The organism is Polaribacter litoreus, assembly GCF_054584775.1.
Window position 1 is genome coordinate 128,576 of the sequence record NZ_JBTLRD010000007.1, and the last position, 24,688, is coordinate 153,263.

Consider the following 24,688-nt stretch of genomic DNA (forward strand, 5'->3'; position numbering starts at 1 on the left):
AACTTTTTATTTCAACCGAAAACAATTGCGTAAATAATTTTCTATTTTACTTTATAAAACATAACAGTTTCGCTACATTTGTTTCAAAATTTTAACAAATTGATTTAATTATGAGCGAAAGTAAACCTTTGACCTTTGATGTTTTAATAGAAATTCCTAAAGGAAGTAGAAATAAATATGAATACGATTTTGCACTAAACAAAATTCGTTTTGATAGAATGCTTTTTTCATCAATGATGTATCCTGGAGATTATGGATTTATTCCTGAAACTTTGGCTTTAGACTCTGATCCTTTAGATGTTTTAGTTTTAGGTCATCAACCAACTTATCCAATGGTAGTAATGGAGGTGAGACCTATAGGTGTTTTTTATATGACAGATGAAAAAGGCCCTGATGAAAAAGTGATTTGTGTACCTGTTTCTGATCCTATCTGGAGTAAAAAAACCGATATTTCTGACCTAAATCCACATAGATTAAAAGAAATTGAACACTTTTTTCAAGTGTATAAAGATTTAGAAGAGAAAAAAGTTGATACTGGAGGTTGGGGAAATGCAGAGGCTGCTTTAAAAATTTATCACGAATGTGTAGAACGTTATGATAATAGCGAACATAAGAAGAAAAGAACCTTCACAATTTAAATTATCATATTCTTAAAATTTAAATAAAATATTAAGCTATCTTAAATTTAAGATAGCTTTTTTTATCATATATATTTTCATATTTTTACTGCCGTTTTAAACTAATCAAATTCAAAAAAAAATATGGAATCATTAATGATTTGGATGCCAATTGTAATGGCACTCCTAGGCCTAATCTACATGTGGATTAAACAATCTTGGGTAATGAAACAAGATGCTGGTGATGGTAAGATGAAAGAAATTTCAGATTACATTTATGAAGGAGCTCTGGCTTTTTTAAGTGCAGAGTATAAATTACTTGCAATTTTTGTTGTAATTGTAAGTATAGCACTAGCCGTAGTTTCGTTTGTTGTACCAACTACACACTGGTTAATTGTAATAGCTTTTATTTTTGGGGCTGTATTTTCTGCTTTTGCAGGCAATATTGGAATGAAAATAGCTACTAAAACAAATGTTAGAACTACACAGGCTGCAAGAACAAGTTTACCAAACGCTCTAAAAATATCTTTTGGCGGAGGAACAGTTATGGGATTGGGAGTTGCTGGTTTAGCCGTTTTAGGATTAACTGCTTTTTTTATCGTTTTTTACCAAAAATTTATGGGCGGAATATGGACTACTACTGCAGATATGACCATAGTTCTAGAAACTTTAGCTGGTTTTTCTTTAGGTGCAGAATCTATTGCTCTTTTTGCTAGAGTTGGTGGTGGTATCTATACCAAAGCTGCTGATGTTGGTGCAGATTTAGTAGGTAAAGTAGAAGCTGGAATTCCCGAAGACGACCCTAGAAATCCAGCTACAATTGCAGACAATGTTGGTGATAATGTTGGAGATGTTGCTGGTATGGGTGCAGATTTATTTGGCTCTTATGTAGCCACAGTTTTAGCTGCTATGGTTTTAGGTAACTATGTAATTAATGATATGGGTGGAAGCATTACAGATGCTTTTGGAGGCATTGGGCCAATCTTATTACCAATGGCAATTGCGGGTGCTGGTATTATTATTTCTATAATTGGTACAATGCTGGTAAAAATTAGCTCTAATGATGCTAAAGAAGATCAAGTAATGGGCGCTTTAAATAAAGGAAACTGGACTTCAATTGTTTTAGTAGGTCTTTCTTGTTTTGGTTTGGTTACTTGGATGTTGCCAGAAACTATGCAGATGGAATTTTTTGGTGAAGGTTTACAAGAAATCTCTTCCATGCGCGTATTTTACGCAACCTTAGTAGGTTTAGTGGTTGGTGCTGTTATATCATCAGTAACTGAATATTATACAGGGTTAGGTAAATCTCCAATCTTAAAAATAGTGCAACAATCATCAACAGGAGCTGGAACAAATATTATTGCTGGTTTAGCAACTGGTATGATATCTACATTTCCGTCAGTATTATTATTTGCTGGTGCAATTTGGGCTTCTTACGCTTTTGCTGGTTTTTATGGTGTTGCTTTAGCTGCTTCTGCAATGATGGCTACAACTGCCATGCAATTAGCTATTGATGCTTTTGGTCCTATTTCTGATAACGCAGGTGGTATTGCAGAAATGAGTGAGCAAGAACCTATAGTAAGAGAACGTACAGATATTTTAGATTCAGTAGGTAATACCACAGCAGCAACTGGTAAAGGTTTTGCGATTGCTTCTGCTGCATTAACCTCATTAGCGCTTTTTGCTGCGTATGTAACGTTTACAGGAATTGACGGAATTAACATTTTTAAAGCACCAGTTTTAGCCATGTTATTTGTAGGTGGAATGGTACCTGTAGTTTTTTCAGCTCTTGCTATGAATGCTGTTGGTAAAGCTGCTATGGAAATGGTACAGGAGGTTAGAAGACAATTTAAAGCTATTCCAGGAATAATGGAAGGTACAGGCAAGCCTGAATACGATAAATGTGTGGCAATTTCTACACAAGCCTCTTTAAAACAAATGATGTTACCTGGCTTATTAACTATTGGATTTCCTTTAATAATTGCTTTTTTACCTTTGGTTTTTGGTATGGATAAATTGGCTATTGCAGAAATGTTAGGTGGCTATATGGCTGGTGTAACTGTTTCTGGGGTACTTTGGGCAATTTTCCAAAATAATGCTGGTGGAGCTTGGGATAATGCTAAAAAATCTTTTGAGGCTGGTGTTGAAATCAATGGTGAAATGACTTATAAAGGTTCTGATGCGCATAAGGCTGCTGTAACTGGAGATACTGTTGGAGATCCTTTTAAAGACACTTCTGGCCCATCAATGAACATCTTAATTAAATTAACGTGTTTAATTGGCTTGGTTGTTGCTCCTATTTTAGGAGGACATTCAGAGCATTCAAATGCAAAAAATGATATAAGAAACGAAGTAAAAATAGAAGCTACAACTACTAATAGTAATAATTTAATTGCTGCTACCATTACTACTACAAGAAATAGAAATGGTAAAACTACTACAGAAACAGAAAAATTTACAGGAACTCTAGAAGAAATTGAAGCTAAAGCTAAAAAAGCCGGAGAAATTGTTTCTATGGATGTTCATAAAAACAAAAAAACGAATACTAAAGAAATTGAAATTATTATAAACGATAAAAAATAATTTCTCTTTCTTTAAAAAAATCAAAAAAGCCACTTTTATGTGGCTTTTTTTACGCACTATATGTACCTTTAAACAAAAAATGTCAATTTTTTCTAACGATCCTTTACAAATAATTGTGTTTCAAAGTTATGGTACTGCCAACCATTTTTACGCCAGAGGTAGAGCTTTAGAAGATGAAAAAATAACTTTAGAAAGTAATAATATTTTTAAAATACTACTAAATACCTGGAAACGTTTTGAAAGTGACGAAATTAAACACACAGCGTTAGTGATAACCTTACCAAATCTGCATACAATAAAAACAATAACAGATAAAGATGGCTATTTTTTAGTTGATGAAAAAGTAGAAGGTTTGCAAAGTTTAACAACTTCTATGGGGTGGTTGCATTTCGAATTGTCTTACGCCAACACAAAAATTAATAAAATTATAAGCAAAAAAAATAAATTTAAAGGTAGTTTATTAATACCATCTAAACATGCAGATTTTGGAGTTATAAGTGATATTGATGATACTATTTTACACACTGGTGTTGTGTCTTTATTAAAGTGGAGACTTCTTATTAACACCTTTTTTAAATCACCTTACAATAGAAAAGCATTAGAAGGTACCTCTAAATTTTATAATTTATTACACCTGGGTAACTCTGGTAAGAATAGAAATCCTTTTTTTTATGTAAGCCACAGTCCTTGGAATATGTACAGGTATTTAACTTACTTTTTAAAGAAAAATAATTTTCCAAAAGGAGCCATTTTATTAAGAGCAATGAGATCTGTTTTTTCTAAAAAGAAAAATAGTAAACCACAAAAACAAAAAGAAATTATCAATATTTTAAAAACGTATAAAAAACTGCCTTTTATTCTAATTGGAGATGCAGGAGAGAAAGATGCAGATATTTATATGGAAACAGTAACTCAATTTCCGAATAGAATTAAAGCCATTTATGTAAGAAGTGTAGCTAAAAACAGAAACAATGTTAGAATACAAAATTTGATGCAAAATTATAAAGACACTGAATTTTTATTTGTTACCAATAGCGATGAAGCTATTGCACATGCAAAAAAGCATAAGTTTATTTCATAAAATCAAAAAATGAAAACAAGTAAGCTCTCGATTTTATATTTTCGCTATTTTCTAAAAAAGGCTGGTTGAAAAGTAAATTTACATGTCATTTTTCTCAAAATCAAAAAATCTATACATTAAGTTATCAATTTATAAGTTTTTTCTATTACAGTCCAAACAACAAATTTTAATACTTTTCAGACAGCCTCTTACTATTTTAAATTATAGTATGGTTTATGCTTTTTTTCTTCCGGTAATTAATGAAATTAAAAAAAGTATAATAAATACTACAAATACTATTTTAGCGATTCCTGCAGCTGCTCCTGCTATACCTCCGAAGCCTAATACTCCAGCTATTAATGCTATTATCATAAATGTGATTGCCCAACGTAACATAGTTTAAGTTTTTAGTGATTAATATTTAAATAGTTGTATTACTATTTCTTACATATCAAATTTAATTTATTAATAAAGAGCGCATTAACTCGTTTCGCTTTAATTTTAACTCAAATAAACTCTTAAAAAATCACATCATTACATAAAAAAAGTTGCCCAAAAGGCAACTCTTTTATGTACTGTAAAAGGAATTTGTTTTAATGAATATCTTCTAAAGTTTTGATATTATCTAAACCAAATTCTATTTTGTTTTTCTGTGTTTCTAACAACGATTTTGTGCTACTTGGTAAGTGATTTTCATTTAATACCTCTTCATACTCTTTAACGGCTGTTTTTTCTCCTCTAATAGATTCTTCTAACATGGACGCTTCGTTGTCTAAAGATAACATGGCTTTGATATCCATCCAAGCTCTGTGTGCAGAACCTTTTAAGCTACCACCTTTGTCTACATCTTGATTATAAGATTTAATCTCTTCTTTTAAATCATGTCCAAAATTATATCTTTCTTGTGCTTTTGATTTAAAATAATTTTTTAGAGCTGTGTTTTCAATATTATCAGCAGCATTTTTAAAACCTTTTTCTGCGTCGTAAGTTTTTTCTAAAAGTTCATTTAATTTTTCTCCTACATGTTCTGTGTACGTATTCATTGCATTGTAATTTATTATGAACGTTTATCTTATTTTTTTGATGCTAAACGTTTTACATCATGTAAATTTTATTTTACTTTTTCTTTCACATCAAAAATACTATGAAACAAGATGTTCTTTTTGTTCAAAAGATGTAACCTTTAACTCAAATAAAAAACGATAGACTGATAACTAGTTCATAATCTCTAAAACGTATCTGTCAGTTTACTTTTTCAACATTCTAGTATCATAGCCCAGTTCTGCTAATGATTTTTATCAATAAAAAATGACAATAACTTAATGTTACTCATCTTTTAAATGATGTTCAAGTTTGCCTTTTTAGCTGTTTTTCTAGCTGTTTCGTATGCTATTATTTTATTAGAAATAATTTTTAATCTAAATATTAATTTAAAATGTAAAATCTATTAAAAATTATTTTACTTTTACCATTATCTTATTATTGGTAATTAATTTAACAGTGTAATAAATTATGGTACATATTGAGATTATTGCTGATAGTCCTAAAGACTTTTTAGAGCAGCTTCAAGATGCTATAGGTGGAGAAATAACAGAACGTTGGAGTGAGTTTGTTTTAAGAATGAATAATGAAAATGGAATTGGATATATAAGATATATCCCTTTTGACTGGGGTGTTCATTTACTTGATTTTGAAATAAAATTTCATAAAGAAATACATTTAAACGTAAAATCTCATGACGTATTTAACCCTATTCGTTTTATATATCCTTCTCTCGGTAGCTTAAAACACAAATTTGGTTTACACAATAATGTAAAAGAAGTTGGGCAATTTCAATCTTTAATCTATACAAATAAAGATGGTGGTTTTAATGATATTATTTTTCCAAAGGATGAACAATTGGCAATTAACATCATTCAAATCATTAGAAAACAGTTCCTTAAGAAAAGAACTACAAATGTTTCTACCTTAAATGATAAACTCTATGAAGTTTTTGTAGATACAGATCATGATAACAGGTTTGCTAGCTATGGTACTTTAAATTTAAAAATGGCAGACCTTATTAAGGGAATGCACAAAATAAAAGCTAAAGGTATGCTTAGAATTTTAAAAATAGAATCTCGAATTTATGAGATTTTATCTATGCATATTCAACAACACAATAAAATATTAGCTGGAAATAAATTACCAGAGGGGGTCAATAAAAGCGATTTAAAAATTGTTAGAAAAATTGGCAATGGCATTTTAAGCAATCCTGCTAAAAACTACTCTTTAGATCAGCTTTCATTTAAATCTGGCCTTACGCAAGCCAAGTTACAAGAGGGTTTTAAATTTTTATATCATAGAACTGTAACAGAATATATTAGGCATGTACGTTTAGAATCTGCAAGAGATATGTTAAAAAATACAGATTTAAATATTTCTCAAATTGTATATAGTATTGGTTTTAGTAGTAGAAGTTATTTTTCTAAGATATTCAAAGAAAAATATGGTATCACTCCAAATCAATTTAAAAAAAAACTAAAAAAAGTAGCGTAATAAAAAAGCCCTGATATTTCATAAAATATCAAGGCTCTAATCAACCAACCATTATAATTACATAATTTAACTTATTTTTCTTCTTATTTTAAAATTTTTTTTATCAACATTAAAATACCATATTTACTAATGGTCCTAAAAGCTGACGTTAACCAGTTTACAGGTTTTAAGAATTCCTCAAAATTATGTTTTACAATTTTTAATTCTTCTTTTGCAATTTCTTTTTCAAGTTCTAACTTTCTTAAATCTTTTTCAATTTCAGCAAAAGAGGTGTACGTTTTCATAATGGTTATGGTTTAGATTTAAAAAATTGTTGAGATATTTTTATAATGATTTTCTTATCGATAAGTTGTCTGAATAAATAAACGACAAAACCAAATATCATTAAGGCAAAACCAACAAGTAAATATCCTAGAGACGTATTGTTTAAGTAATCTCCTAAAGCAATTGCTCCTGCAATAGACATAAATATTACACCTACACAGAGCAAGCTACCTATTAAAAAAAGTTTGGTTAAGCTACTTATAGAATGGGTTAAAATCTGAAATACCTTAAGTTTACTATACTTGTAAGAAGCCTCTATATACTTCTTACCAATATCAGCTCCGTCTTCAGAGGTATCTTTTAAAGATTTTAAAATATCCATATTTTAGGCTGTCTTTTGTAATTTTTTATTTTTTTCTTTCAAGTCTTTTAACTTCTTTTCTAAAGTAGTAATTACATCTTCGGTTTTATGACTTACGTTAGATACTACAGACTCTAATTGCGAGTCTAATGTTTCTTTTTTATCTGAATATGTAGCAGCTACTTTTTCTTTAACATCTGCTGCAGTTTCTACTATTTTATCTTTTGCGTTTACAGCTTCGTCTGCAATTTTTTGTCGGGTTTTTACCCCTTTATCTGGTGCAAACAAAATTCCTAAAGTTGCTCCAATTGCTGTTCCTGCTAATAATCCTACTATTGTATTGGTGTTGTTATTACTCATTTGTAATGGTTTTAATGGTTAAACTTAAATATTGTAATTCTATGACTTACATATCAATTACACTACAAATGTAAAGGAAGAGTGCAGTTGTGCTTAACTCTATTAAAGTGAATCTTAACTCAAATGCCAAGGACGGCAAATTGCAGCGCATCATGGGTTGATTTTTGTGCCAATATATTGATAGATCTTTCTGTGAGTTGTAAAACTCTTGGATACCCACCTGTTACCTGACAGTCTTGCATTAACACAATTAGCTTGCCAGATGGAGTTAATTGAACTGTACCTGGCAATACTGCAGAAGTTAAAATTTGTGGCAGAGTATTAGCTATTTCCTCATTAAGCTTGTATCCCATTCTACTATTTTCTTTAGAAATGGTAAATTTCAGTTGGGCAATACTTCTTTGTTGATGTGCATTTAGCAAATCAAACTCAGGCCCTTTATAACAATTCATTATGTTAGATTCAAAATGAGTTTTGTTGATTTTTATGGATGATTGGGAAGCATCACCATCACTATAAAAAGATTTATAAGGAATTACATCATTTTTTCTGAGGATAAAATCTTTAGTAATATGAGAATAAAAACTTATGCTGTTAAGTTTTACATCAGATTGAAAACCTCCTTGAACTGCTAAATAGCATCGAACACCGTAATTTACTTTTCCAAAGGATAAAATAGCACCTTTATTTACATAAATTCTTTTATTGAGTTGTATAGATTTGTTATTGATTTTGGGCGAAAAATCTCCACCTGTAATACTTATTGATGTTGGGGCTAAAAATTCTAACTTACAACCTCCAAATGTAATTTCTAAAACAGCAGCATCAAAAGAATTGTTTACAATACCATTAGCTAAATCTGCTGAGTAAGCATCCATAACCCCTGAAATAGGCACGCCTTTTGATGCAAAACCATACCTACCTTTATCTTGAATAGAAGTATAAAAACCAGCTTTTAAAACTTTAAGCATGTTGTAAAGTTTTTATAAGTTGATATTTTTTTTGCGCAATTTGTTTTTCAATTTTAAAATACTCATCCAAAGAAATGGAGATAAATTTTATAGCATCTCCAGCTTTTGCAAAACAAGGATTGTCTTTATTTACATCAAAAAACTCGATGGGAGTTTTACCAATAATATTCCAACCTCCTGCAGAATCATTAGGATAAACGCCTGTTTGCATCCCTCCTATACCAACAGAACCTTTTGGTACCTTTAATCTCGGATTTGGCTTTCTATCAAAAAATAAGTGTTGATGTAAACCTCCTAAATATAAAAATCCGGGTAAAAAACCAATAAAGTAAATTGTATAATCTTTGTTTGTATGTAACTTAATAATTTCGCTAATTTCTAAATTAGATTTTTCAGACATTTCTTTTAAATCAATTCCGAAAGTAACATCATAACAAACAGGAATTTGCCATTGATAATATTGTTGATTCTTTGTTATTAATTTAGATGCATAAATTGATTTTAATACACCAACTTGAGTGTTAAAATCAGTAACAACATCCTCAAAAATTAGGGTTAAGGAATTATATCCTTGAATAATATCTACACAAGCAATCGTTTGGTTTGATGTAATTTTATCTTTAAAAAGTAAAATATCTTTTAAAATTTTATCATCAATAATAGCTTGCCATTCAATAAGAATTGCTTTTGCTCCAAATGGTTTATATGTAAGATTATTAACCAATAGTTAAACCTTTTTTTGTTAATTCTTTATGTATATATTTTACAATTTCTAGAGCATTTTTAGAATCTCCATGAACACAAAAAGTATCTGCTTTTATAGATACTTCTATGCCTGAAATTGTTTTTACCTTCTGATGTTTTATCATCTGTAAAATATGATTCAAAACGGCTTTTTCATCAACTAATAAAGCATTTTTTTGTTTTCTAGAAACCAAAGTTAAATCGTTATTATAATTCCGATCCGCAAAAGCCTCATACATTATCTTGATGTTATTTTTAAAAGCAATTTTCTCTATTACAGAATGATATGGCACATATAAACAAGCCTGTTTTAAATACGGTTGTATAACATCAATAAAGAAAATAGCCAACTTTTCATCTACAGCAATTGCATTATACAAAGCGCCATGTGGTTTTATGTGATGTAATTTTGCATCAAACAAAGACAATCTTTCTAAAAATAAATTCATTTGATTTTGAATACTTTTCTTTAAGTTTTCGTCAGAAATTTGTATCAACTTTCTACCAAAATTTTCTTTGTCAGGAAAAGACGGATGTGCACCAATTTTTACGTTGTTTTTAATTGCGAGCTTGATGGTTCTATCAATCGAAATTACATCACCAAAATGACCTCCGCAAGCAATATTGCAAGACGAAATATAAGGCATTAACAAATGCTCGTTTGTAACACCTTCACCAACATCACAATTAATATCAATATTCATTTTATAAGAAGTTAAAGACTTTTAAAATACCTTTTGCACCTAAAAATATAGAAATTGCTAAAATTACAAATCCTAAGATATTTTGCGTTTTTGTATTTACAAAATTGCCTAAAACATTCTTTTTATTCATAATCCACAATAAAATTCCTGCAATAATTGGTAATAACATTCCATTAGCCACTTGCGCGAATTTTATAATTTCTATGGGTTTTATACCAATTGATGAAAATAAAACGCCTAAAAATAGAATTGTAATCCAAACTGCTCTAAAAGATTTCGATTGCATATTTCCTTTAAAACCTAAACAACCTTTGACTACATAAGCAGCTGCTAAAGGCGCTGTAATTGCAGATGTAATTCCTGCTGCAAACAAAGCTAAAGCTAAAAAATATTTGGCAAATTGGCCATATAAAGGCACCAAACCCTCTGCTAAATCTGCTGCATTTAAAATGTCTTTTGACGAAATTGAAGCTGCTGAAATGATAATTGCCATAGAAACCAATCCTCCTAAAATAATAGAAACTATCGTGTCTTTTTTTGCAAACTTTACATCTTCTTTTTGATGCCATCGTTCTTTTACCAAAGAGGCGTGTAAAAACAAATTGTAAGGCACCACTGTTGTACCAATTAAACCAATAATGGTGAGTAAACTTTTTTCTGGAAATTTGGGCACAAACATTACTTTTAAAATCTCTAAAACATTGGGTTTCGTTATAATTGCAGTAATTACGAAAGAAAAACTCATCAACAAAACCAGTGCAACTAATGCTTTTTCTAAGAATTTATAATTGCCTATGTACAATAATATAAAAGCAATTATACCAATTACAATACTCATCAAATTGATAGAAAATGAATCAAAATTATATTTGAATTCGCCAAAAATGGTTTCTAATCCTAAAATACCTCCACTAATATTTCCTGCTTCGTAAGATGCATTTCCAATAACAATAGCTGACAATATTAAAATGGTAATAATTTGTTTTAAAAACGGAATTTTAATTTCTTCCCTAATAACTTCCGATAATCCTTTTTGAGAAATAACACCCAATCTTGCAGCCATTTCTTGTAAAACAATGGTTGCAATGATTGACAATAACATTGCCCACAACAAATTGAATCCAAAATTTACACCAGCCAACGTACATAAAGTTACTGTGCCTGGACCAATAAAAGCTGCTGCTACTAAAGTGCCTGGACCTATATTTTTGAAGTACTTTTTTAGCATAAAAAATATTATTTCGTTTACTGAATAAAGATACTTTTTTAAATAGAAAATATACTTTGGTTAAATTAAAACTTATAATTTAATTCAAATAAGAAAACTCTGGGTAAGGTAAATATTTGATTAGAGATAAATACGTTACTACTAAAATTATTTCTAACAATAACACCATTATCATAAATGTTTCTGAAGTTAATGTTGTAAGAGAAAGGACTATTTGGTTTTGAGTACCCTAAAAACAAATTTTGAATGGTATAATTTTGTGTACCTTCATCAAAATTTGAGACAAAATTTGTAGAAAAATCGGTTTTAAAAATTAAGTTTTTAAACAGTTTTGTATCGAAGTATAGTGAAAATGTGTGTTCACTAGAGTTATTATCTCCCTCAGCTACTACATTATAACCAGAATATTTATATTGTAAATTTATTTGTGATACTTTAGTTAACTTATAAAGCCATTTCGTTTTTAGATAGTATTCGTAAGAATTTATTTGTGTAACATTATTGTTGATAACTTGATTAGTCTTAAACCAATCTAAACTAAAGGTAAAGTCTAAACTCGATTTGTTGAAAACAAAACCAAACTCATTAAAAGAACTCAAACTTTGCTCTGCCAAACGTAATAAAATGGGTGCATTCAATTGATTAATTCCATTTTGAAAAATACCATTATTTCTTACTGGATTATTAATACTGTAATCCAAAGATGAGCTAAAAAAGTACTCGTCAACATTTTTGTAATTACTATAAAATAAGCCAAAATTATGAGACCTTTCATCTACAAGGTTAGGATTACCTTGTAAAACTGCATTAAAACTCAATATTTTTAAATTCTCTAAATAGTCTAAATCATTCAGAAACTTGTTGCTGTAGTTATAATCTAAATCTAGTTCAATATCATCATCAATTTTGTAAGTAAGTGTAAGTTTTGGTTCTATAAAAAAGATGCTATTTTCAAACTGTACTCTGTTGAAGTTATAAAAATGAGGTCTGCCTTCCAAAGTAAACTCAACTTTACCTATCAATGATTTAATACCTAACCCAAAACTAGCATCAGAAAGTTGTAAAACATTGTTATTATCTAAATTTGAAAAGCTTACCACTGTTGCATCAGGAAGAATTTGACTAATATTGGTGTTTATTGTGGAATTTTTCTTAGAGTATTTTACATCGTAAAACAAATGAAAATACCTACTTGCTAACCAATAGTCCTTAGCTAAAAAAGCAACTTGTTTTGCATCAATATCATTATTTTGACGTATTTCATAATTAGATGCATTTTGTAAAGGTAAAAAATCATTCAAGAAAATATTGTTGCTTGACCAACTATTAGTTGAGTTCGTTTTTACCAAATTTTGATAAAAAGCTACACCTAATGTATGTTTTTTACCTACTTTAAAATACCCTTCTAAGTTGTGGGAAAAATTGTAATTATCACCATTAACGTCTGTAAAAAATTGGTTTGCATCGTCTAAAGTGGATCGTGATTCTTTATCGAAAAGGGAACTATTAGTTAAATAGTTCGCATTGTACAACCACTTTTGATTGCTATTTGGGTCATAATCTAATTTTATGGTAAACATTGAAGCTTTATTAGCTGTATTACTAAAATCTTCTCTATTTTCCTCTATGGAAGTATCATTAACTATATATTCTCTTTGAGAAATTGCTTTGTTTTGAATATCATTATTTGAGTGAACAGCATAACCAGAAATGGTAAATTTACCACTAATTTCTTTTTGAAAATTAAAAGCAGAAAATCTTGTTAACGATTGAAAACGTTCTTCATTACCAGTTGCTAGACTTAATAAACTGTTGGCTGAACTTCCTTGTCTTAATAGATTGCTGGCATTACCAACCAATCTTGAAAGGTCACTAAAACTTAAACTATTGTCATTAAAGTTATTTACATCTGCAATAAAGCTAAAGTTTGATTTTGGATTGTATTTAAATAGTGCAGGATGCAACTTATAAAACTCATCTAAAGCGACACCTGAGCCTGTTTCAATATCACCAAAAATAAAATTCTTTTTATCTTCTTTCAATACTACGTTTAATGCCAAATCTTCATTGTCTGCCAAATTTCTTAATAGCTCAGATTCTTTGTAGTTGGATATGATTTCAATTTTATCCATAACATCTGCAGGTATGTTTTCTATGGCAAGTTTTGTGCTCCCATCAAAAAAAGGCTTACCTTCTACCAACAGCTTTGTAACAGTTTTACCTTGAATTTTAACGGTGCTATTTTCTACTTTTACACCAGGTAACTTTTCTAAAACATCTTTCATTTTAAATTCGTTACCATTGGTAAACGCATTAAGTTTATAAGTTATGGTATCTTTCTTTTTTACAATGGGTTGATAATCATAATTAATGATAACCTCATCTAACTGCTCATCTTTTGAAGTTAAAATGATATTGTAGTTGTCTATATTTTTATCAAAAACAACTTCTCTTTTTAAGCTATTATAACTTATATGAGATATACTTAATGCATAAGTTACATTACTAACAAGATTTAACTTATAAATCCCAATTGAATTTGTAATAGCATATACTATTTTAAAATTGCCTTCTTTTGGTTTGGCAATAATTGTAGCACTCTCTATAGGTTCTTTATTTTCATTTAAAACAGTTCCTGAAAAAGTAATGTTTTTACTTTGTGCTAAGAAAACACTAGAAAAAAAAAAGAAAGCAATACAATATTGCTTTTTTGGATTTTGTCATCTTGATATTGAAAAATTAATTATTACGTTTACGCCAACGTTTTTCATCTTCTGCAGCCAGTTTTTCAAATTCCACTTCTGTTATTAGTTTTTTCTTTTTTAGCTTGGGCATTAGGTTCTTTTTATCTTCCCCTTCTATAAATTCAATTTTTTTTACACCATAGGTAAAACTTTCTCCTTGTAGTTCTATAATTAAACCAGGTAGATTTCCATAACCTATTGGGCCAAATTTATAAGGTAACTCAGGTGCATACCAAGCTGTAAAATCTTTTCTAAATATTTTTCCTTTCGGATTAGTTACTGTACTAAAAGAGGTTGCTTTAAAACACAAATAATCCCCTATTTGTTTAGTTTCTTCGTGCAATTTCCATTCTTGGTATGCACGTGATACTAGAAACTTACCAAAAGCTTCATTTAACTCTTCCGTTATATAATTTTCAGAATTTTGAATAATACGACCATAATATTTAGCATCTAATAAAGCAAAGGCTGCAATTGAATTATCAGAAAAAAGTTTTTCTTCTAAATAAAATACTGACGTTGTATCATTAAAAACTAGTGTAAAATCGAATTCTGAAGATATGCTTTCTTTTTTCATTGCAACTTCAGGCATTCGCTCGAGCAAAAATTTATAGCTTTTTTTTGTTTTATCTACTTTAGTCTTTACACCATAACTTGCTTTTACTTTAAAATATTGTTTTTTATTTTGGGATGTTAGAAGACCAAAATAAAAAAGAAAAAAAATACTGAAAATAATATTTTTCATTTTTTAAAAATTAAAAAGGCTTAACTAAAAAGTAAGCCTTATGTAACGTTTATAGTTTTAATTGTTTAAAGTCCGATTGTTCCGAAAGTCCATATACCAAAAACCCAATTCCAACCACCACCTCTACATTTTCTTACATAAGCTCTTCTAGACTCTCTCGCGTCTCTATGAGTTTCGCCTTCCATAATAAGCATACTATAGTAGGCATTTCCTTCTGAACCACAACCAAAAAAAGCGATGTTTTCAATATTTTCTTTTAGTTTTACTTCTTCTTTTTCAATTTTAGTAGTGCTAGACATAAGCACAATACTAAACAATGTAATACATAATAATTTTTTCATAGTGTAATAATTTAATAGTTAATATTACACCAAATAAATAAATAAATAAATAAATAAATATGCAAGGAAAATTTATACTTTTTCTTAAAAAGAAAGCTATTTCTAATTTTCTCTACTAATTTTTAAATATTCTATACTTTTTTCTTTAAATAATTTTATAATTTCGAGCATTTTATTCTGTTTGTACAAACTTTTTAATTTATACATTTTACAATACCCTATAAAAAAGAAAATATTTTTCTTTAGGTATTTTTAAAGTTTTAGTAAAAAAATCTTCGCCTAACTCTTTCTCTATTTTTTCAGAAAACTCTTTGTCTGATAAATCTTTATGTTTTTGTACAGGTTCATAAGTTTTTCGTTTTTTAAAAAGGGAAAGCAGACCAGAAAAATTAAGCCCTTGATATCTTTGTGTAGGGTTAGTAATTACTATTGGTGGTTTCATTCTATCAATCTCGTCTATTCTATAATCTTTCATAGAAAAATCTACTTTACTAAAATCTAAATTGTCTTTTACAATAGAATCTATTTTATCTTTTGGAGCTTTTTTAGCGTCAATATCTAAAATTTTGGATAATGTGTGGTTTTTTAGTTTTATTTCTTGTAATAAATAGGTTTTAAATTTTAACAAAATATCTAACTTGTGATTTTTATAAATATGCTTTGTAACAATAATTTTTTTACTACTATGCTGTATAGAGGAAATCATAATTGTATCTCAAGTAACAGCTAATATTTCGAACTCTCCTTTATAGTTGGTATTTGTTCCTTGAGATGTATTCAGATTAATATTTTCAGTTAGTCCCAAAGAATCTCTAACTATTCCTTTTACAAGATTTCTACTATTTTGAGAGGAGATAGTAAAAGAAAATAGAAAAAATATTAAATAGCACTTTTTAATCATACAAATTAAATTTCTGAAATTTAAGGTAATTATAATGTAACGAACAGAATAATTTTGTTAAAAAATAGTTTAAATCTTCAACAAAACATTAATGAGTAGTGTGTTTTTTCAATAATATAATCTCACACCAATGAAAAAACACCTCAAAAATTGAGGTGTTTCTGTCTAAACAAAAATCAATAACGGCTCGTTAATGAGCATAACGTTGAGGACCTCCTCTACGTATTTCTTCGTTCGCAAATTCCTCAAATTGCTTAAAATTGTGTCTAAATGCGTTTGATAATTTAAAAGCGGTTTCATAATACGCTTCATCGTTATTCCATGTTGCTCTTGGGCTCAATAATTCTGTGGGCACTCCAGGACACGTTCTTGGTTGTGCAACACCAAATACAGAATGAATATGGTATTTTTCATAAGTATAATCTCCTAACTCTCCGTCTAAAACAGCATTAATCATTGCCCTGGTGTATTTTAAAGGCATTCTTCTACCTACTCCGTATTTTCCACCAGACCAACCTGTATTAATTAGCCAAACATTTACGCCTGCATCTTTCATTTTTTTACTTAGCATTTCTGCATATTTTGTAGGATGTAAAGGCATAAAAGGTGCACCAAAACATGCTGAAAAACTTGGTGTTGGTTCTGTAACACCTGCTTCTGTACCTGCTACTTTTGCTGTATAACCAGAAATAAAATGATACGCTGCTTGTGCTGGTGTTAATTTAGATATTGGAGGCAACACCCCAAAAGCATCTGCAGTTAAAAAGAAAATATTTTTTGGATTTTTACCTATAGATGGCTCTTGTATATTATCAATATGACAAATAGGATAACTTACTCTTGTATTTTGAGTGATAGAAGTATCTGCAAAATCTACAACTCCATTTTTATCTAGAACCACATTTTCTAAAATGGCTCCCTTTTTTATGGCTGCAAAAATTTCTGGTTCTTGTTCTTGTGATAAATTAATCACTTTGGCATAACAACCTCCTTCAAAATTAAAAACCGTGTTTTCTGCTGTCCAGCCATGTTCATCATCACCAATTAAACTTCTATTTGGGTCTGTAGAAAGCGTAGTTTTTCCTGTGCCTGATAATCCAAAGAAAATAGCTGTATCACCAGCTGTACCAACATTTGCAGAGCAATGCATAGGTAATGTATTTTTATAAACAGGTAGCACAAAATTTAAAGCAGAAAAAATTCCTTTTTTAATTTCACCTGTATATCCTGTACCCCCAATTAAAGCTATTTTTTTACTAAAATTTAAAATGGCAAAGTTATGTTGACGCGTTCCGTCTACTTCAGCATCTGCCATAAAACCTGGCGCATTTATAACAGTCCACTCAGGTGAAAAGTCTTTTAATTCTTCTTCTGTTGGACGTAAAAACATATTATACGCAAACATATTGCTCCACGGATATTCGTTTACAACTCTAATATTTAATTTATAGTTTTCGTCTGCACAAGCATAACAATCTCTAACATAAATTTCTTTTTCAGATAGGTAATCAACAACTTTATCGTAAAGTTTATCAAATTTTTCTTCTTCAAAAGGTAAGTTGATTTTACTCCACCAAACTTTATCTTTTGTAATTTCATCTTTTACAATAAAACGATCCATAGGAGAACGCCCTGTAAACTCACCTGTATTTACGGCAATTGCTCCTAAAGAAGACGTTTCACCTTGTTTTTTTTGTATTGTTTCTAGGTGCAATTCATTAGAGGTTAGTTGGTAACGAATTGTAGCATTTTTGATTCCTAGACGATTTAACGAAATCGATTTCGTATTTGTATCTACCATATCAATATTTTTTTATTTTAAGTATAACACAAAATTACACAATAATTTAAAATAGAAGTATTTTAACCAAAAAAATATCAAATTTTTATCACTTTTTCAATTTCTTTACGAATATTACAATCATTGAAAGCCAACCGATTATAAAAAACAAACCGCCTAAAGGTGTAATAAACCAAATTGATTTTGCAGTAATTGAGGTAATTTGTATAAGATAAATTGAACCTGAAAAACAAAAAATTCCAGCAAATAAAAGGGAACTAATGGTGTTTTTTTGTTTTAACGAAAAACCATCATAAATATTTACAAACAATAAAACAAGTGTATGATACATTTGATAACGAACTGCGGTTTCAAAACTCTGTAACTGATCTGCAGTTAAAGTTTCTTTTAACGCATGTGCACCAAAAGCACCTAAAATAACTGCTGACAATCCTAAAAAACATGTAATTACTAAATTTTTAAACATTTATTATTCTTTTTGTTTAATTTTAAACATTATTGATATCTTTACAAAAAGACAAAAATACGGTATTCTTTATGAAAAATATATTGCTTGTTGGTGCAGGAAAATCTAGTTCTTATTTAATAAAATACTTGCTAGAAAAATCTGATGAAGAACCTATTTTTCTAACCATTGGAGACATTGATATTGAAAACACCAAAAAGTTAGTACAAGAACCAGAAAAAGTGACTATTGTACAATTTGATGTATTTGACAAAAACCAAAGAAAGAAATATATCGAAAAATGCGACATCGCTATTTCTATGTTGCCTGCAAGGTTGCATCTAAAAATTGCCAAAGATTGTTTAAAATTGGGCAAACATTTAGTTACAGCTTCTTACATTTCTAAAGAAATGAAAGCTTTACATAAAGAGGTAAAAGAAAAAGGCTTGGTATTTATGAATGAAATTGGTTTAGACCCAGGTTTAGATCATATCAGTGCAATGAGAGTAATTGACAGAATAAGAACTAATAATGCCAAACTGTTATTATTTGAATCTTTTTGTGGTGGTTTGGTGGCTCCTGAAAGTGATACCAATTTATGGAAGTATAAGTTTACTTGGAACCCAAGAAATGTGGTTTTAGCTGGTCAAGGAGGTGCTGCTAAGTTTATTCAAGAAGGTACCTATAAATACATACCTTACCATAAATTATTTAGAAGAACTGAGTTTTTAAACATCAACAATAACAAGTTTGAAGCTTACGCCAATAGAGATTCTTTAAAATATAGAAGTATTTATGGTTTAGATGATATACCAACCATGTATAGGGGTACTATTAGAAAAGTAGGATTTTCTAGAGCTTGGAATATTTTTGTGCAATTAGGAATGACTGATGATTCGTATGCCATTGAGCATTCTGAAAACATGAGTTATCGCGATTTTGTGAATCTATTTTTAGCGTATTCTCCTTCAGATTCTGTAGAGTTAAAATTACGCTCTTACTTAAAAATTGATCAAGATGATGTGATGTGGGAGAAATTAGTTGAGCTAGATCTTTTTAATCCGAAGAAAAAAATTGGGCTTAAAAACGCTACTCCTGCTCAGGTATTACAAAAGATTTTAGAAGATTCTTGGACACTGCAACAAGAGGATAAAGACATGATTGTAATGCAACATTTGTTTGGTTATGAAATTGATGGTAAAAAGCATCAAATTGAAAGTAGCTTAATGGTGATTGGTGAAAATCAAATTTATACAGCCATGGCTAAAACTGTTGGTTTACCAGTTGCAATTGCGACTTTAAAAATTTTAAAAGGTGAAATAAAATCGCCTGGTGTACAATTGCCAATCTCTAAAGAAGTGTATATTCCTATTTTAAAGGAATTGGAACATTATGGTATACAGTTTACTGAAAAAGAAGTCCCTTATTTAGGATATAACCCCAATCATGTAATTGGGTGAAAAATTAGATCTAATTAAGGATGTGCATTAACCCAAATTTCACCGTCAGAAAAGTGCTCTTTTTTCCAAATAGGCACAGTTTCTTTTAAGGTGTCAATCGCAAATTCACAGGCCAAAAAAGCAGCTTTTCTGTGTTTGGCAGATGCTGTTATAATCACTGGTATATCTTTTATTTGCAACATGCCTTCTGCATGATGAATGGCTATTTTTTTAATATCGAATTTTTCTAAAGCCAAATTAGCGATTTTCTGCATTTCTTTAATCGCCATTGGTTTGTAGGTAGAAAAATCGAGTTGGGTAACTTCTTTGCCTTGCGTATCATTTCTTACGGTGCCCACAAATGCTGCTATACCTCCACAGGCATTATCTTCTACAAAATCGTAACATGCTTGTAGGTTTAATTTTTCAGAAGTTATTTTTATATAAGTTCTTTTCATCTAAGCGTAAAAATAACAATTCATATTTTATCTTTGCCAAGTAATTTTCTATACTTTACAAAATGAAAAATATATTTAGAATTGTTAGTTTTTTAGAGGGCGTTTCTTATTTACTTTTATTGTTTATTGCAACTCCAATTAAATATCTACAAGGTAATGCTGAATATGTAAAAATTTTAGGGATGCCTCATGGAATTTTATTTATGTTGTACATTGTTTTAGCTATTGTGATAAAAAAAGAAATGGGTTGGGACAATAAATCACTAAGCATCATCATGTTGTGTTCAGTAATCCCATTTGGTACTTTTTATGTTGATAAAAAGTATTTACGTTAAAATTTCGATTTGATTTTTCTTCCCTTTGGGAAGCCTTTATCCTCCACTTACAGGCGGAATTATAGCCACAACATCGCCATTTTTTAACAGGTAGTCATCATCTGTATACGCTTCATTCACTGCAATTGCATAAGAATTTATCTTTGCTAAAGTTGAAAAATTATGCTGTACAATAGTTTTAAAGGCTTCAATTGAGGTGTTTTTAGCAACCTCAATCTCTAACTGAGTGGCACCCACTAAATCTGTTGTTATTCCAAAAAAAAGTGTTTTAATTTTCATAAGCTACAAATATATACAACTTAAAAAGATAAATCTAATCCCAATAGAATGCCATCTTTTTTAGAAGTTCCGTGAAAAGATCGTATAAAATCTACTCTTAAAAACTTCCATTTTCCAATACCTATATTTTCTAAACCTAAAGAAAACTCAGAATACGGTTTTATATCTGACATAACCATTGCTTTTGCACCAGCAATTAAATGAAAATTCAACTTATTTATCAACGGTACTTTACCCAGCAATGCTCCTTTAAAATTATGCTCTATATGCCCTTCTGCATATTTATCATTGGTATAAAATTTATAATAGTCAAGCAATCCAAAATTATTTTTTCGATTGGTATCGGTTACAACAAACATTTGGTTTCCTTTCACTTGTAAATGATCCATAAATGCAATGTTCTTTTGCTTTAAAAACACACCACCTCTAACATAGTAAAATAACTTTCCATAATTTCCTGCATTCATATTTTGCTTTAAACTTGCAATAAAAACATCAGCATTAAATTCAGAATTATCTGCCGCAAATGTTTTTCTATAATTTACACTTAATGTAGGATATTTATCATTACCAACATTAAATTTTTGATTAGGATAAGACAAGTATTTTTGGCCAAATACAAACCTTGCTCCAATATTTAAAGTAGCTATTTTATGGGTTTCAAAAACTGAACTCGTAAAATTGTTAGGCTCTAAAGGATTGTTAGATGTGTACGGATCATTTTTACTTTGCCTTGCAAAAGAGTAATTTGAAGTATTAAAAAGCGGTTTTCTGTTGGCGTACTCTAAAGATGATGAAAAGAAAACACCATTTGTAATTTCTTCAGAATATCCAATTCTGGCAAATTCTTTTTCATAAATTTTAAGATAATTTAATCTTCTTGTTAACGAACGAATTAAATTATCTAATTTTTTTATTGGGTTTCTTCTATTAAATTGAGCAGTAGTTACACCACCAGTAATATACATTCTTGGCCTAGAAATATTATTCCATTTTTTACTAAAATAAAAAGTAGGTCTAACTTTTTTTTCTGAAAAACCATAATCAACATCAAAACCAGCTGACCACCATTTGCCTTTATCATCTTGACTTTTAAAATAACTAGCTCCTAAAGAAGTATGAAATCCTTGCACCGTATTAAAACTCAAAGTTTCAATTAAGCCATTAAATGATAGCGACCATTTTTCGTAAGAATTTCGATAGGTGTACCCTGTTATAGGTGATAAAAAATTGAACTTGTTTTGTTTTTTATTAATAGAATCTAAATACGGTTTCGATTTGCGAACTACCTTAATACTATCTTTTATTTTATAGTCTTTAACTTCTTCTTTTGTTAAAGGAACAGGACGTAACTGATTCCAATACACAGAATCTTTTTCGGTAGCTTCTTTTTCAAAAGTTAACACTTCATTGGTAAATGTATTTTCATTAAAATCTGGTGAAAAATTGTAATTGGAATAAGCTGATGAAAATCGACCATCAAACTTAAAACCAAAAGCATTTACCTTAAAATCGATACTTTGACTGATTAAAACCCAGGCATCATTTTCTGCTGAATAATTATAGTTTTGTTTTAGTTGTAAAGCATCTACCACTGGTATATTTACCTGTGTGCCAGTTACTGTAACATCTGCACCATATAAAGCCCAATCATCTTCTACTATATATAAAGAACCACTAAAAACGGCATCGTTTTTACGTTTAGGTATTACATTAATTTTATCGATAAGTTTGCCATTCTTATCATAAAAAGAACCTTCTAATTTATAGGTATAATAGCTAAATGCATTTGTAGAAATTGGTGATACTAAATAATTACCAAATTCAACACTGTTGTTATAAAAATTGATATTTGCATCTTCTGCCCTATTAAAACTGATGCCATTATCTCTACCACTTACCTTAGATGCAATGATGTTTTCTTTAAACTTTTTTGGCTTTTTCTGGAATTTAATTTCAGAAACAGTTTCAGAGAGGTAAATAATACCACTTCTGGTAGAATCTAAACCTCCACCAAAATCTCCCATAGTTTGTCCAAGAAACTTCTTTGGTGCGTCTTTAATTCTGTATAACCCTCTGCTGTAAAATTTTGCGGTGTACTTGGCAAACTTGTCTGTATTTTTATCCTTATTGGCAATTACATTTCTGATGATTCGATTCGCAGGATTGTCTTTCGTAGAAATCGAAATTTCATCCAACTGAATATTTTCTTCTTCTAATTGTATGTTTAACGTAAAGGGTAAAGTGGTAATGTTGATCTCTTTTTTTTGAGTTTTGTATCCTAAAAATTGATAAACAACAGTGTATCTTCCTGTTTTATTGAGTTCTAAAACATAATCTCCATTATCATTAGAAGTTGTTCCTGTTACAGTGTTATCTAAATAGATACTCACAAAAGATAGAGGTTCTTTGTTAATATCTGTAATTTTTCCTTTTACTTGTGCAATACTTATCCAAGATGTAAACAATAAAAGCAGATAAAGATTTCTTTTCATTTGGTTGGCTTTAATTGATAGACGCAAACATAAAGTATATGTTACAATCATACCTTTAAAAATTGTTAAACATCTTACAATTATTTACGAATTCAAAATATGTAACAACTACGATTTCACAGGTTATTTAAAATTACCTTGTAGAATTTCTAACAATTAAATCTGTTTCTAAAACTATTTCTTTAAATGCAGTTTTTTTATTCTTTTTTTTAGCTTTTATCTCTTTGTATAAAGTTTTAAAGGCTTTTTTTCCCATTTCAAAACCTGGCTGATTTATTGTGGTTAAAGTTGGTGATATTACTGAAGACATAAACCAATTACTAAAACCTACAACACTGATATCTTCTGGCACTTTAATGCCGTTTTTTATAAATTCTGTCATAGCACCAATGGCTACTAAATCTGTATTGATAAAAATACCATCTACATCGTTATGTTCTTTAAGTAACTGACGTGCATTATTTTTACCTTCTTCAAAACTCATATCACCACAATCATTCGTATACACTAATGAGGCATCATAAGTAATATTGTTATCTAACAAAGCTTGTTTGTATCCAAGAAATCTGTCAATAGAGTTTTGTGGCAATAAAGGTCCTCTAAAATGAGCAATTCTTTTACAACCTATTTGTATTAAGTATTCTGTTGCTTTATAAGCTGCTTTTCTATCGTCAATAATCACTTTAGAGCATTTTACCAATTTTGCTATTTTATCAAACATCACTAAAGGTGTTTGTTGCTCAATAATTTCCTTTAAATGTTTATAATCTGCAGTACTATTGGCTAAAGAAATTAAAATGCCATCTACCCTTTTACTTAATAATAAATCCAATTGCTTTTTTTCGAGTTCAAAAGATTCATTAGATTGTAAAGTAATTACCAAATACCCTTTTTTTTCTGCTTGAGAAATAATACCTTTAATAACACTCGAAAAAAAATGATGTACAATCTCCGGAATTATTAAACCAATAGTTTTAGATTCTTTAGTTCTTAAATTTACAGCAAACGAGTTGGGCTTATAATTTAACATAGCAGCCGTTTCTCGAACTAGTTTTCTAGTTTTTTTACTAACATCAGGGTATTCTTTTAAGGCTTTAGATACTGTGGTTATAGAAATACCCAACTCTTCTGCTATTTGTTTTAATGTTACCAAACTATCTTATTTTTGTACAAATTAAACATTGCTTTTTTACCCTATAAATATAGTAAATTATCTTTACCGAAAACGTTTTCGGTAAATCGAAAACGTTTTCGATTTATTTATTTGATAATTAA

General features: G+C 29.5%; 25 protein-coding genes and 1 pseudogene. 6 read left to right on the plus strand and 20 right to left on the minus strand.

Features of this window, described 5'->3' with window-relative positions:
• Window positions 1-110: 110 nt before the first annotated feature.
• The 3 genes from ACW9UN_RS08050 to ACW9UN_RS08060 all read left to right on the plus strand — a co-directional run bounded on the left by ACW9UN_RS08050 (window position 111) and on the right by ACW9UN_RS08060 (window position 4,281).
• Complete coding sequence (locus tag ACW9UN_RS08050) at window positions 111-638, plus strand: inorganic diphosphatase (RefSeq protein ID WP_397445477.1); 528 nt, start codon at window positions 111-113, stop codon at window positions 636-638.
• Window positions 639-761: 123 nt separating this feature from the next.
• Window positions 762-3,200 (plus strand): sodium-translocating pyrophosphatase, encoded by a 2,439-nt coding sequence (locus ACW9UN_RS08055; RefSeq protein WP_459485590.1) that lies wholly within the window; start codon window positions 762-764, stop codon window positions 3,198-3,200.
• Between the two features lie 79 nt (window positions 3,201-3,279).
• Complete coding sequence (locus ACW9UN_RS08060; RefSeq protein WP_459485592.1) at window positions 3,280-4,281, plus strand: App1 family protein phosphatidate phosphatase; 1,002 nt, start codon at window positions 3,280-3,282, stop codon at window positions 4,279-4,281.
• 213 nt (window positions 4,282-4,494) lie between these two features.
• Here ACW9UN_RS08060 and ACW9UN_RS08065 read toward each other — a convergent pair whose 3' ends face one another.
• Together ACW9UN_RS08065 and ACW9UN_RS08070 are read right to left on the minus strand one after the other, a co-directional pair.
• Window positions 4,495-4,656 carry a DUF1328 domain-containing protein gene (locus ACW9UN_RS08065; protein ID WP_459485593.1) on the minus strand — a complete coding sequence of 54 codons (162 nt, stop codon included), beginning with the start codon at window positions 4,654-4,656 and terminating at the stop codon, window positions 4,495-4,497.
• A gap of 197 nt (window positions 4,657-4,853) precedes the next feature.
• On the minus strand, window positions 4,854-5,303 hold the full coding sequence (locus ACW9UN_RS08070) for a ferritin-like domain-containing protein (RefSeq protein WP_459485594.1): 450 nt from the start codon (window positions 5,301-5,303) through the stop codon (window positions 4,854-4,856).
• Between the two features lie 469 nt (window positions 5,304-5,772).
• On the opposite strand from ACW9UN_RS08070, the gene ACW9UN_RS08075 reads away from it, so the two are divergent.
• Window positions 5,773-6,798 carry a helix-turn-helix transcriptional regulator gene (locus tag ACW9UN_RS08075; protein ID WP_459485596.1) on the plus strand — a complete coding sequence of 342 codons (1,026 nt, stop codon included), beginning with the start codon at window positions 5,773-5,775 and terminating at the stop codon, window positions 6,796-6,798.
• Window positions 6,799-6,881: 83 nt separating this feature from the next.
• On the opposite strand, the gene ACW9UN_RS08080 is transcribed toward ACW9UN_RS08075, so the two are convergent.
• From ACW9UN_RS08080 to ACW9UN_RS08145, 14 genes and pseudogenes are all read right to left on the minus strand, one after another.
• Entirely contained in the window at window positions 6,882-7,082 is a 201-nt protein-coding gene (locus ACW9UN_RS08080) for a DUF6327 family protein (RefSeq protein ID WP_459485598.1), read from the minus strand.
• Window positions 7,083-7,087: 5 nt separating this feature from the next.
• A complete protein-coding gene (locus tag ACW9UN_RS08085) occupies window positions 7,088-7,444 on the minus strand; it encodes a hypothetical protein (protein WP_459485599.1) in 357 nt (118 codons plus the stop codon).
• A gap of 3 nt (window positions 7,445-7,447) precedes the next feature.
• Entirely contained in the window at window positions 7,448-7,783 is a 336-nt protein-coding gene (locus ACW9UN_RS08090) for a YtxH domain-containing protein (RefSeq protein WP_459485600.1), read from the minus strand.
• A 119-nt stretch (window positions 7,784-7,902) separates the two neighbouring features.
• Window positions 7,903-8,754, minus strand: coding sequence for a 5-oxoprolinase subunit C family protein (locus ACW9UN_RS08095; RefSeq protein ID WP_459485602.1), 852 nt, complete (start codon window positions 8,752-8,754; stop codon window positions 7,903-7,905).
• A complete protein-coding gene (pxpB, locus tag ACW9UN_RS08100) occupies window positions 8,747-9,478 on the minus strand; it encodes a 5-oxoprolinase subunit PxpB (protein ID WP_459485604.1) in 732 nt (243 codons plus the stop codon). Before pxpB ends, ACW9UN_RS08095 begins: the two co-directional genes overlap by 8 nt.
• Window positions 9,471-10,202: a 5-oxoprolinase subunit PxpA gene (pxpA, locus tag ACW9UN_RS08105; protein ID WP_459485606.1), complete on the minus strand. Its 732-nt coding sequence runs from the start codon at window positions 10,200-10,202 to the stop codon at window positions 9,471-9,473. The genes pxpB and pxpA overlap by 8 nt, the downstream gene beginning before the upstream one ends.
• Before the next feature lies 1 nt (window position 10,203).
• Window positions 10,204-11,430 (minus strand): Nramp family divalent metal transporter, encoded by a 1,227-nt coding sequence (locus ACW9UN_RS08110; RefSeq protein ID WP_459485608.1) that lies wholly within the window; start codon window positions 11,428-11,430, stop codon window positions 10,204-10,206.
• 65 nt (window positions 11,431-11,495) lie between these two features.
• Complete coding sequence (locus ACW9UN_RS08115; RefSeq protein ID WP_459485610.1) at window positions 11,496-13,715, minus strand: hypothetical protein; 2,220 nt, start codon at window positions 13,713-13,715, stop codon at window positions 11,496-11,498.
• A gap of 96 nt (window positions 13,716-13,811) precedes the next feature.
• Window positions 13,812-14,126 (minus strand): annotated as a pseudogene (locus ACW9UN_RS08120) (carboxypeptidase-like regulatory domain-containing protein); the annotation flags it as partial.
• Window positions 14,127-14,169: 43 nt separating this feature from the next.
• Complete coding sequence (locus ACW9UN_RS08125; RefSeq protein ID WP_459485611.1) at window positions 14,170-14,919, minus strand: GLPGLI family protein; 750 nt, start codon at window positions 14,917-14,919, stop codon at window positions 14,170-14,172.
• Window positions 14,920-14,984: 65 nt separating this feature from the next.
• Entirely contained in the window at window positions 14,985-15,260 is a 276-nt protein-coding gene (locus tag ACW9UN_RS08130; RefSeq protein WP_459485613.1) for a hypothetical protein, read from the minus strand.
• A 208-nt stretch (window positions 15,261-15,468) separates the two neighbouring features.
• Window positions 15,469-15,966 (minus strand): hypothetical protein, encoded by a 498-nt coding sequence (locus ACW9UN_RS08135; protein WP_459485615.1) that lies wholly within the window; start codon window positions 15,964-15,966, stop codon window positions 15,469-15,471.
• 385 nt (window positions 15,967-16,351) lie between these two features.
• Entirely contained in the window at window positions 16,352-17,962 is a 1,611-nt protein-coding gene (gene pckA, locus ACW9UN_RS08140) for a phosphoenolpyruvate carboxykinase (ATP) (RefSeq protein ID WP_459485617.1), read from the minus strand.
• Between the two features lie 88 nt (window positions 17,963-18,050).
• On the minus strand, window positions 18,051-18,428 hold the full coding sequence (locus ACW9UN_RS08145; protein WP_397445463.1) for a DUF423 domain-containing protein: 378 nt from the start codon (window positions 18,426-18,428) through the stop codon (window positions 18,051-18,053).
• Window positions 18,429-18,499: 71 nt separating this feature from the next.
• Here ACW9UN_RS08145 and ACW9UN_RS08150 point away from each other — a divergent pair, with 71 nt between their 5' ends.
• Window positions 18,500-19,867, plus strand: a complete 1,368-nt coding sequence (locus tag ACW9UN_RS08150; protein WP_459485620.1) for a saccharopine dehydrogenase family protein — start codon at window positions 18,500-18,502, stop codon at window positions 19,865-19,867.
• A 14-nt stretch (window positions 19,868-19,881) separates the two neighbouring features.
• Here ACW9UN_RS08150 and ACW9UN_RS08155 read toward each other — a convergent pair whose 3' ends face one another.
• Complete coding sequence (locus ACW9UN_RS08155) at window positions 19,882-20,304, minus strand: molybdenum cofactor biosynthesis protein MoaE (protein WP_459485622.1); 423 nt, start codon at window positions 20,302-20,304, stop codon at window positions 19,882-19,884.
• Between the two features lie 62 nt (window positions 20,305-20,366).
• On the opposite strand from ACW9UN_RS08155, the gene ACW9UN_RS08160 reads away from it, so the two are divergent.
• Complete coding sequence (locus ACW9UN_RS08160; RefSeq protein ID WP_459485625.1) at window positions 20,367-20,639, plus strand: DUF3817 domain-containing protein; 273 nt, start codon at window positions 20,367-20,369, stop codon at window positions 20,637-20,639.
• 36 nt (window positions 20,640-20,675) lie between these two features.
• Here ACW9UN_RS08160 and ACW9UN_RS08165 read toward each other — a convergent pair whose 3' ends face one another.
• The 3 genes from ACW9UN_RS08165 to ACW9UN_RS08175 form a co-directional block, all read right to left on the minus strand.
• On the minus strand, window positions 20,676-20,918 hold the full coding sequence (locus ACW9UN_RS08165; protein ID WP_459485626.1) for a MoaD/ThiS family protein: 243 nt from the start codon (window positions 20,916-20,918) through the stop codon (window positions 20,676-20,678).
• Window positions 20,919-20,938: 20 nt separating this feature from the next.
• Entirely contained in the window at window positions 20,939-23,413 is a 2,475-nt protein-coding gene (locus ACW9UN_RS08170; RefSeq protein WP_459485629.1) for a DUF5686 and carboxypeptidase regulatory-like domain-containing protein, read from the minus strand.
• A gap of 133 nt (window positions 23,414-23,546) precedes the next feature.
• Window positions 23,547-24,566, minus strand: coding sequence for a LacI family DNA-binding transcriptional regulator (locus ACW9UN_RS08175; protein WP_459485631.1), 1,020 nt, complete (start codon window positions 24,564-24,566; stop codon window positions 23,547-23,549).
• Window positions 24,567-24,688: the final 122 nt, after the last annotated feature.

Coding starts and splice junctions, on each gene's coding strand:
- ACW9UN_RS08050 (WP_397445477.1), top strand. CDS start 111: ATGAGCGAAAGTAAACCTTTGACCTTTGATGTTTTAATAGAAATTCCT.
- ACW9UN_RS08055 (WP_459485590.1), top strand. CDS start 762: ATGGAATCATTAATGATTTGGATGCCAATTGTAATGGCACTCCTAGGC.
- ACW9UN_RS08060 (WP_459485592.1), top strand. CDS start 3,280: ATGTCAATTTTTTCTAACGATCCTTTACAAATAATTGTGTTTCAAAGT.
- ACW9UN_RS08065 (WP_459485593.1), bottom strand. CDS start 4,656: ATGTTACGTTGGGCAATCACATTTATGATAATAGCATTAATAGCTGGA.
- ACW9UN_RS08070 (WP_459485594.1), bottom strand. CDS start 5,303: ATGAATACGTACACAGAACATGTAGGAGAAAAATTAAATGAACTTTTA.
- ACW9UN_RS08075 (WP_459485596.1), top strand. CDS start 5,773: ATGGTACATATTGAGATTATTGCTGATAGTCCTAAAGACTTTTTAGAG.
- ACW9UN_RS08080 (WP_459485598.1), bottom strand. CDS start 7,082: ATGAAAACGTACACCTCTTTTGCTGAAATTGAAAAAGATTTAAGAAAG.
- ACW9UN_RS08085 (WP_459485599.1), bottom strand. CDS start 7,444: ATGGATATTTTAAAATCTTTAAAAGATACCTCTGAAGACGGAGCTGAT.
- ACW9UN_RS08090 (WP_459485600.1), bottom strand. CDS start 7,783: ATGAGTAATAACAACACCAATACAATAGTAGGATTATTAGCAGGAACA.
- ACW9UN_RS08095 (WP_459485602.1), bottom strand. CDS start 8,754: ATGCTTAAAGTTTTAAAAGCTGGTTTTTATACTTCTATTCAAGATAAA.
- pxpA (WP_459485606.1), bottom strand. CDS start 10,202: ATGAATATTGATATTAATTGTGATGTTGGTGAAGGTGTTACAAACGAG.
- ACW9UN_RS08110 (WP_459485608.1), bottom strand. CDS start 11,430: ATGCTAAAAAAGTACTTCAAAAATATAGGTCCAGGCACTTTAGTAGCA.
- ACW9UN_RS08115 (WP_459485610.1), bottom strand. CDS start 13,715: ATGAAAGATGTTTTAGAAAAGTTACCTGGTGTAAAAGTAGAAAATAGC.
- ACW9UN_RS08125 (WP_459485611.1), bottom strand. CDS start 14,919: ATGAAAAATATTATTTTCAGTATTTTTTTTCTTTTTTATTTTGGTCTT.
- ACW9UN_RS08130 (WP_459485613.1), bottom strand. CDS start 15,260: ATGAAAAAATTATTATGTATTACATTGTTTAGTATTGTGCTTATGTCT.
- ACW9UN_RS08135 (WP_459485615.1), bottom strand. CDS start 15,966: ATGATTTCCTCTATACAGCATAGTAGTAAAAAAATTATTGTTACAAAG.
- pckA (WP_459485617.1), bottom strand. CDS start 17,962: ATGGTAGATACAAATACGAAATCGATTTCGTTAAATCGTCTAGGAATC.
- ACW9UN_RS08145 (WP_397445463.1), bottom strand. CDS start 18,428: ATGTTTAAAAATTTAGTAATTACATGTTTTTTAGGATTGTCAGCAGTT.
- ACW9UN_RS08150 (WP_459485620.1), top strand. CDS start 18,500: ATGAAAAATATATTGCTTGTTGGTGCAGGAAAATCTAGTTCTTATTTA.
- ACW9UN_RS08155 (WP_459485622.1), bottom strand. CDS start 20,304: ATGAAAAGAACTTATATAAAAATAACTTCTGAAAAATTAAACCTACAA.
- ACW9UN_RS08160 (WP_459485625.1), top strand. CDS start 20,367: ATGAAAAATATATTTAGAATTGTTAGTTTTTTAGAGGGCGTTTCTTAT.
- ACW9UN_RS08165 (WP_459485626.1), bottom strand. CDS start 20,918: ATGAAAATTAAAACACTTTTTTTTGGAATAACAACAGATTTAGTGGGT.
- ACW9UN_RS08170 (WP_459485629.1), bottom strand. CDS start 23,413: ATGAAAAGAAATCTTTATCTGCTTTTATTGTTTACATCTTGGATAAGT.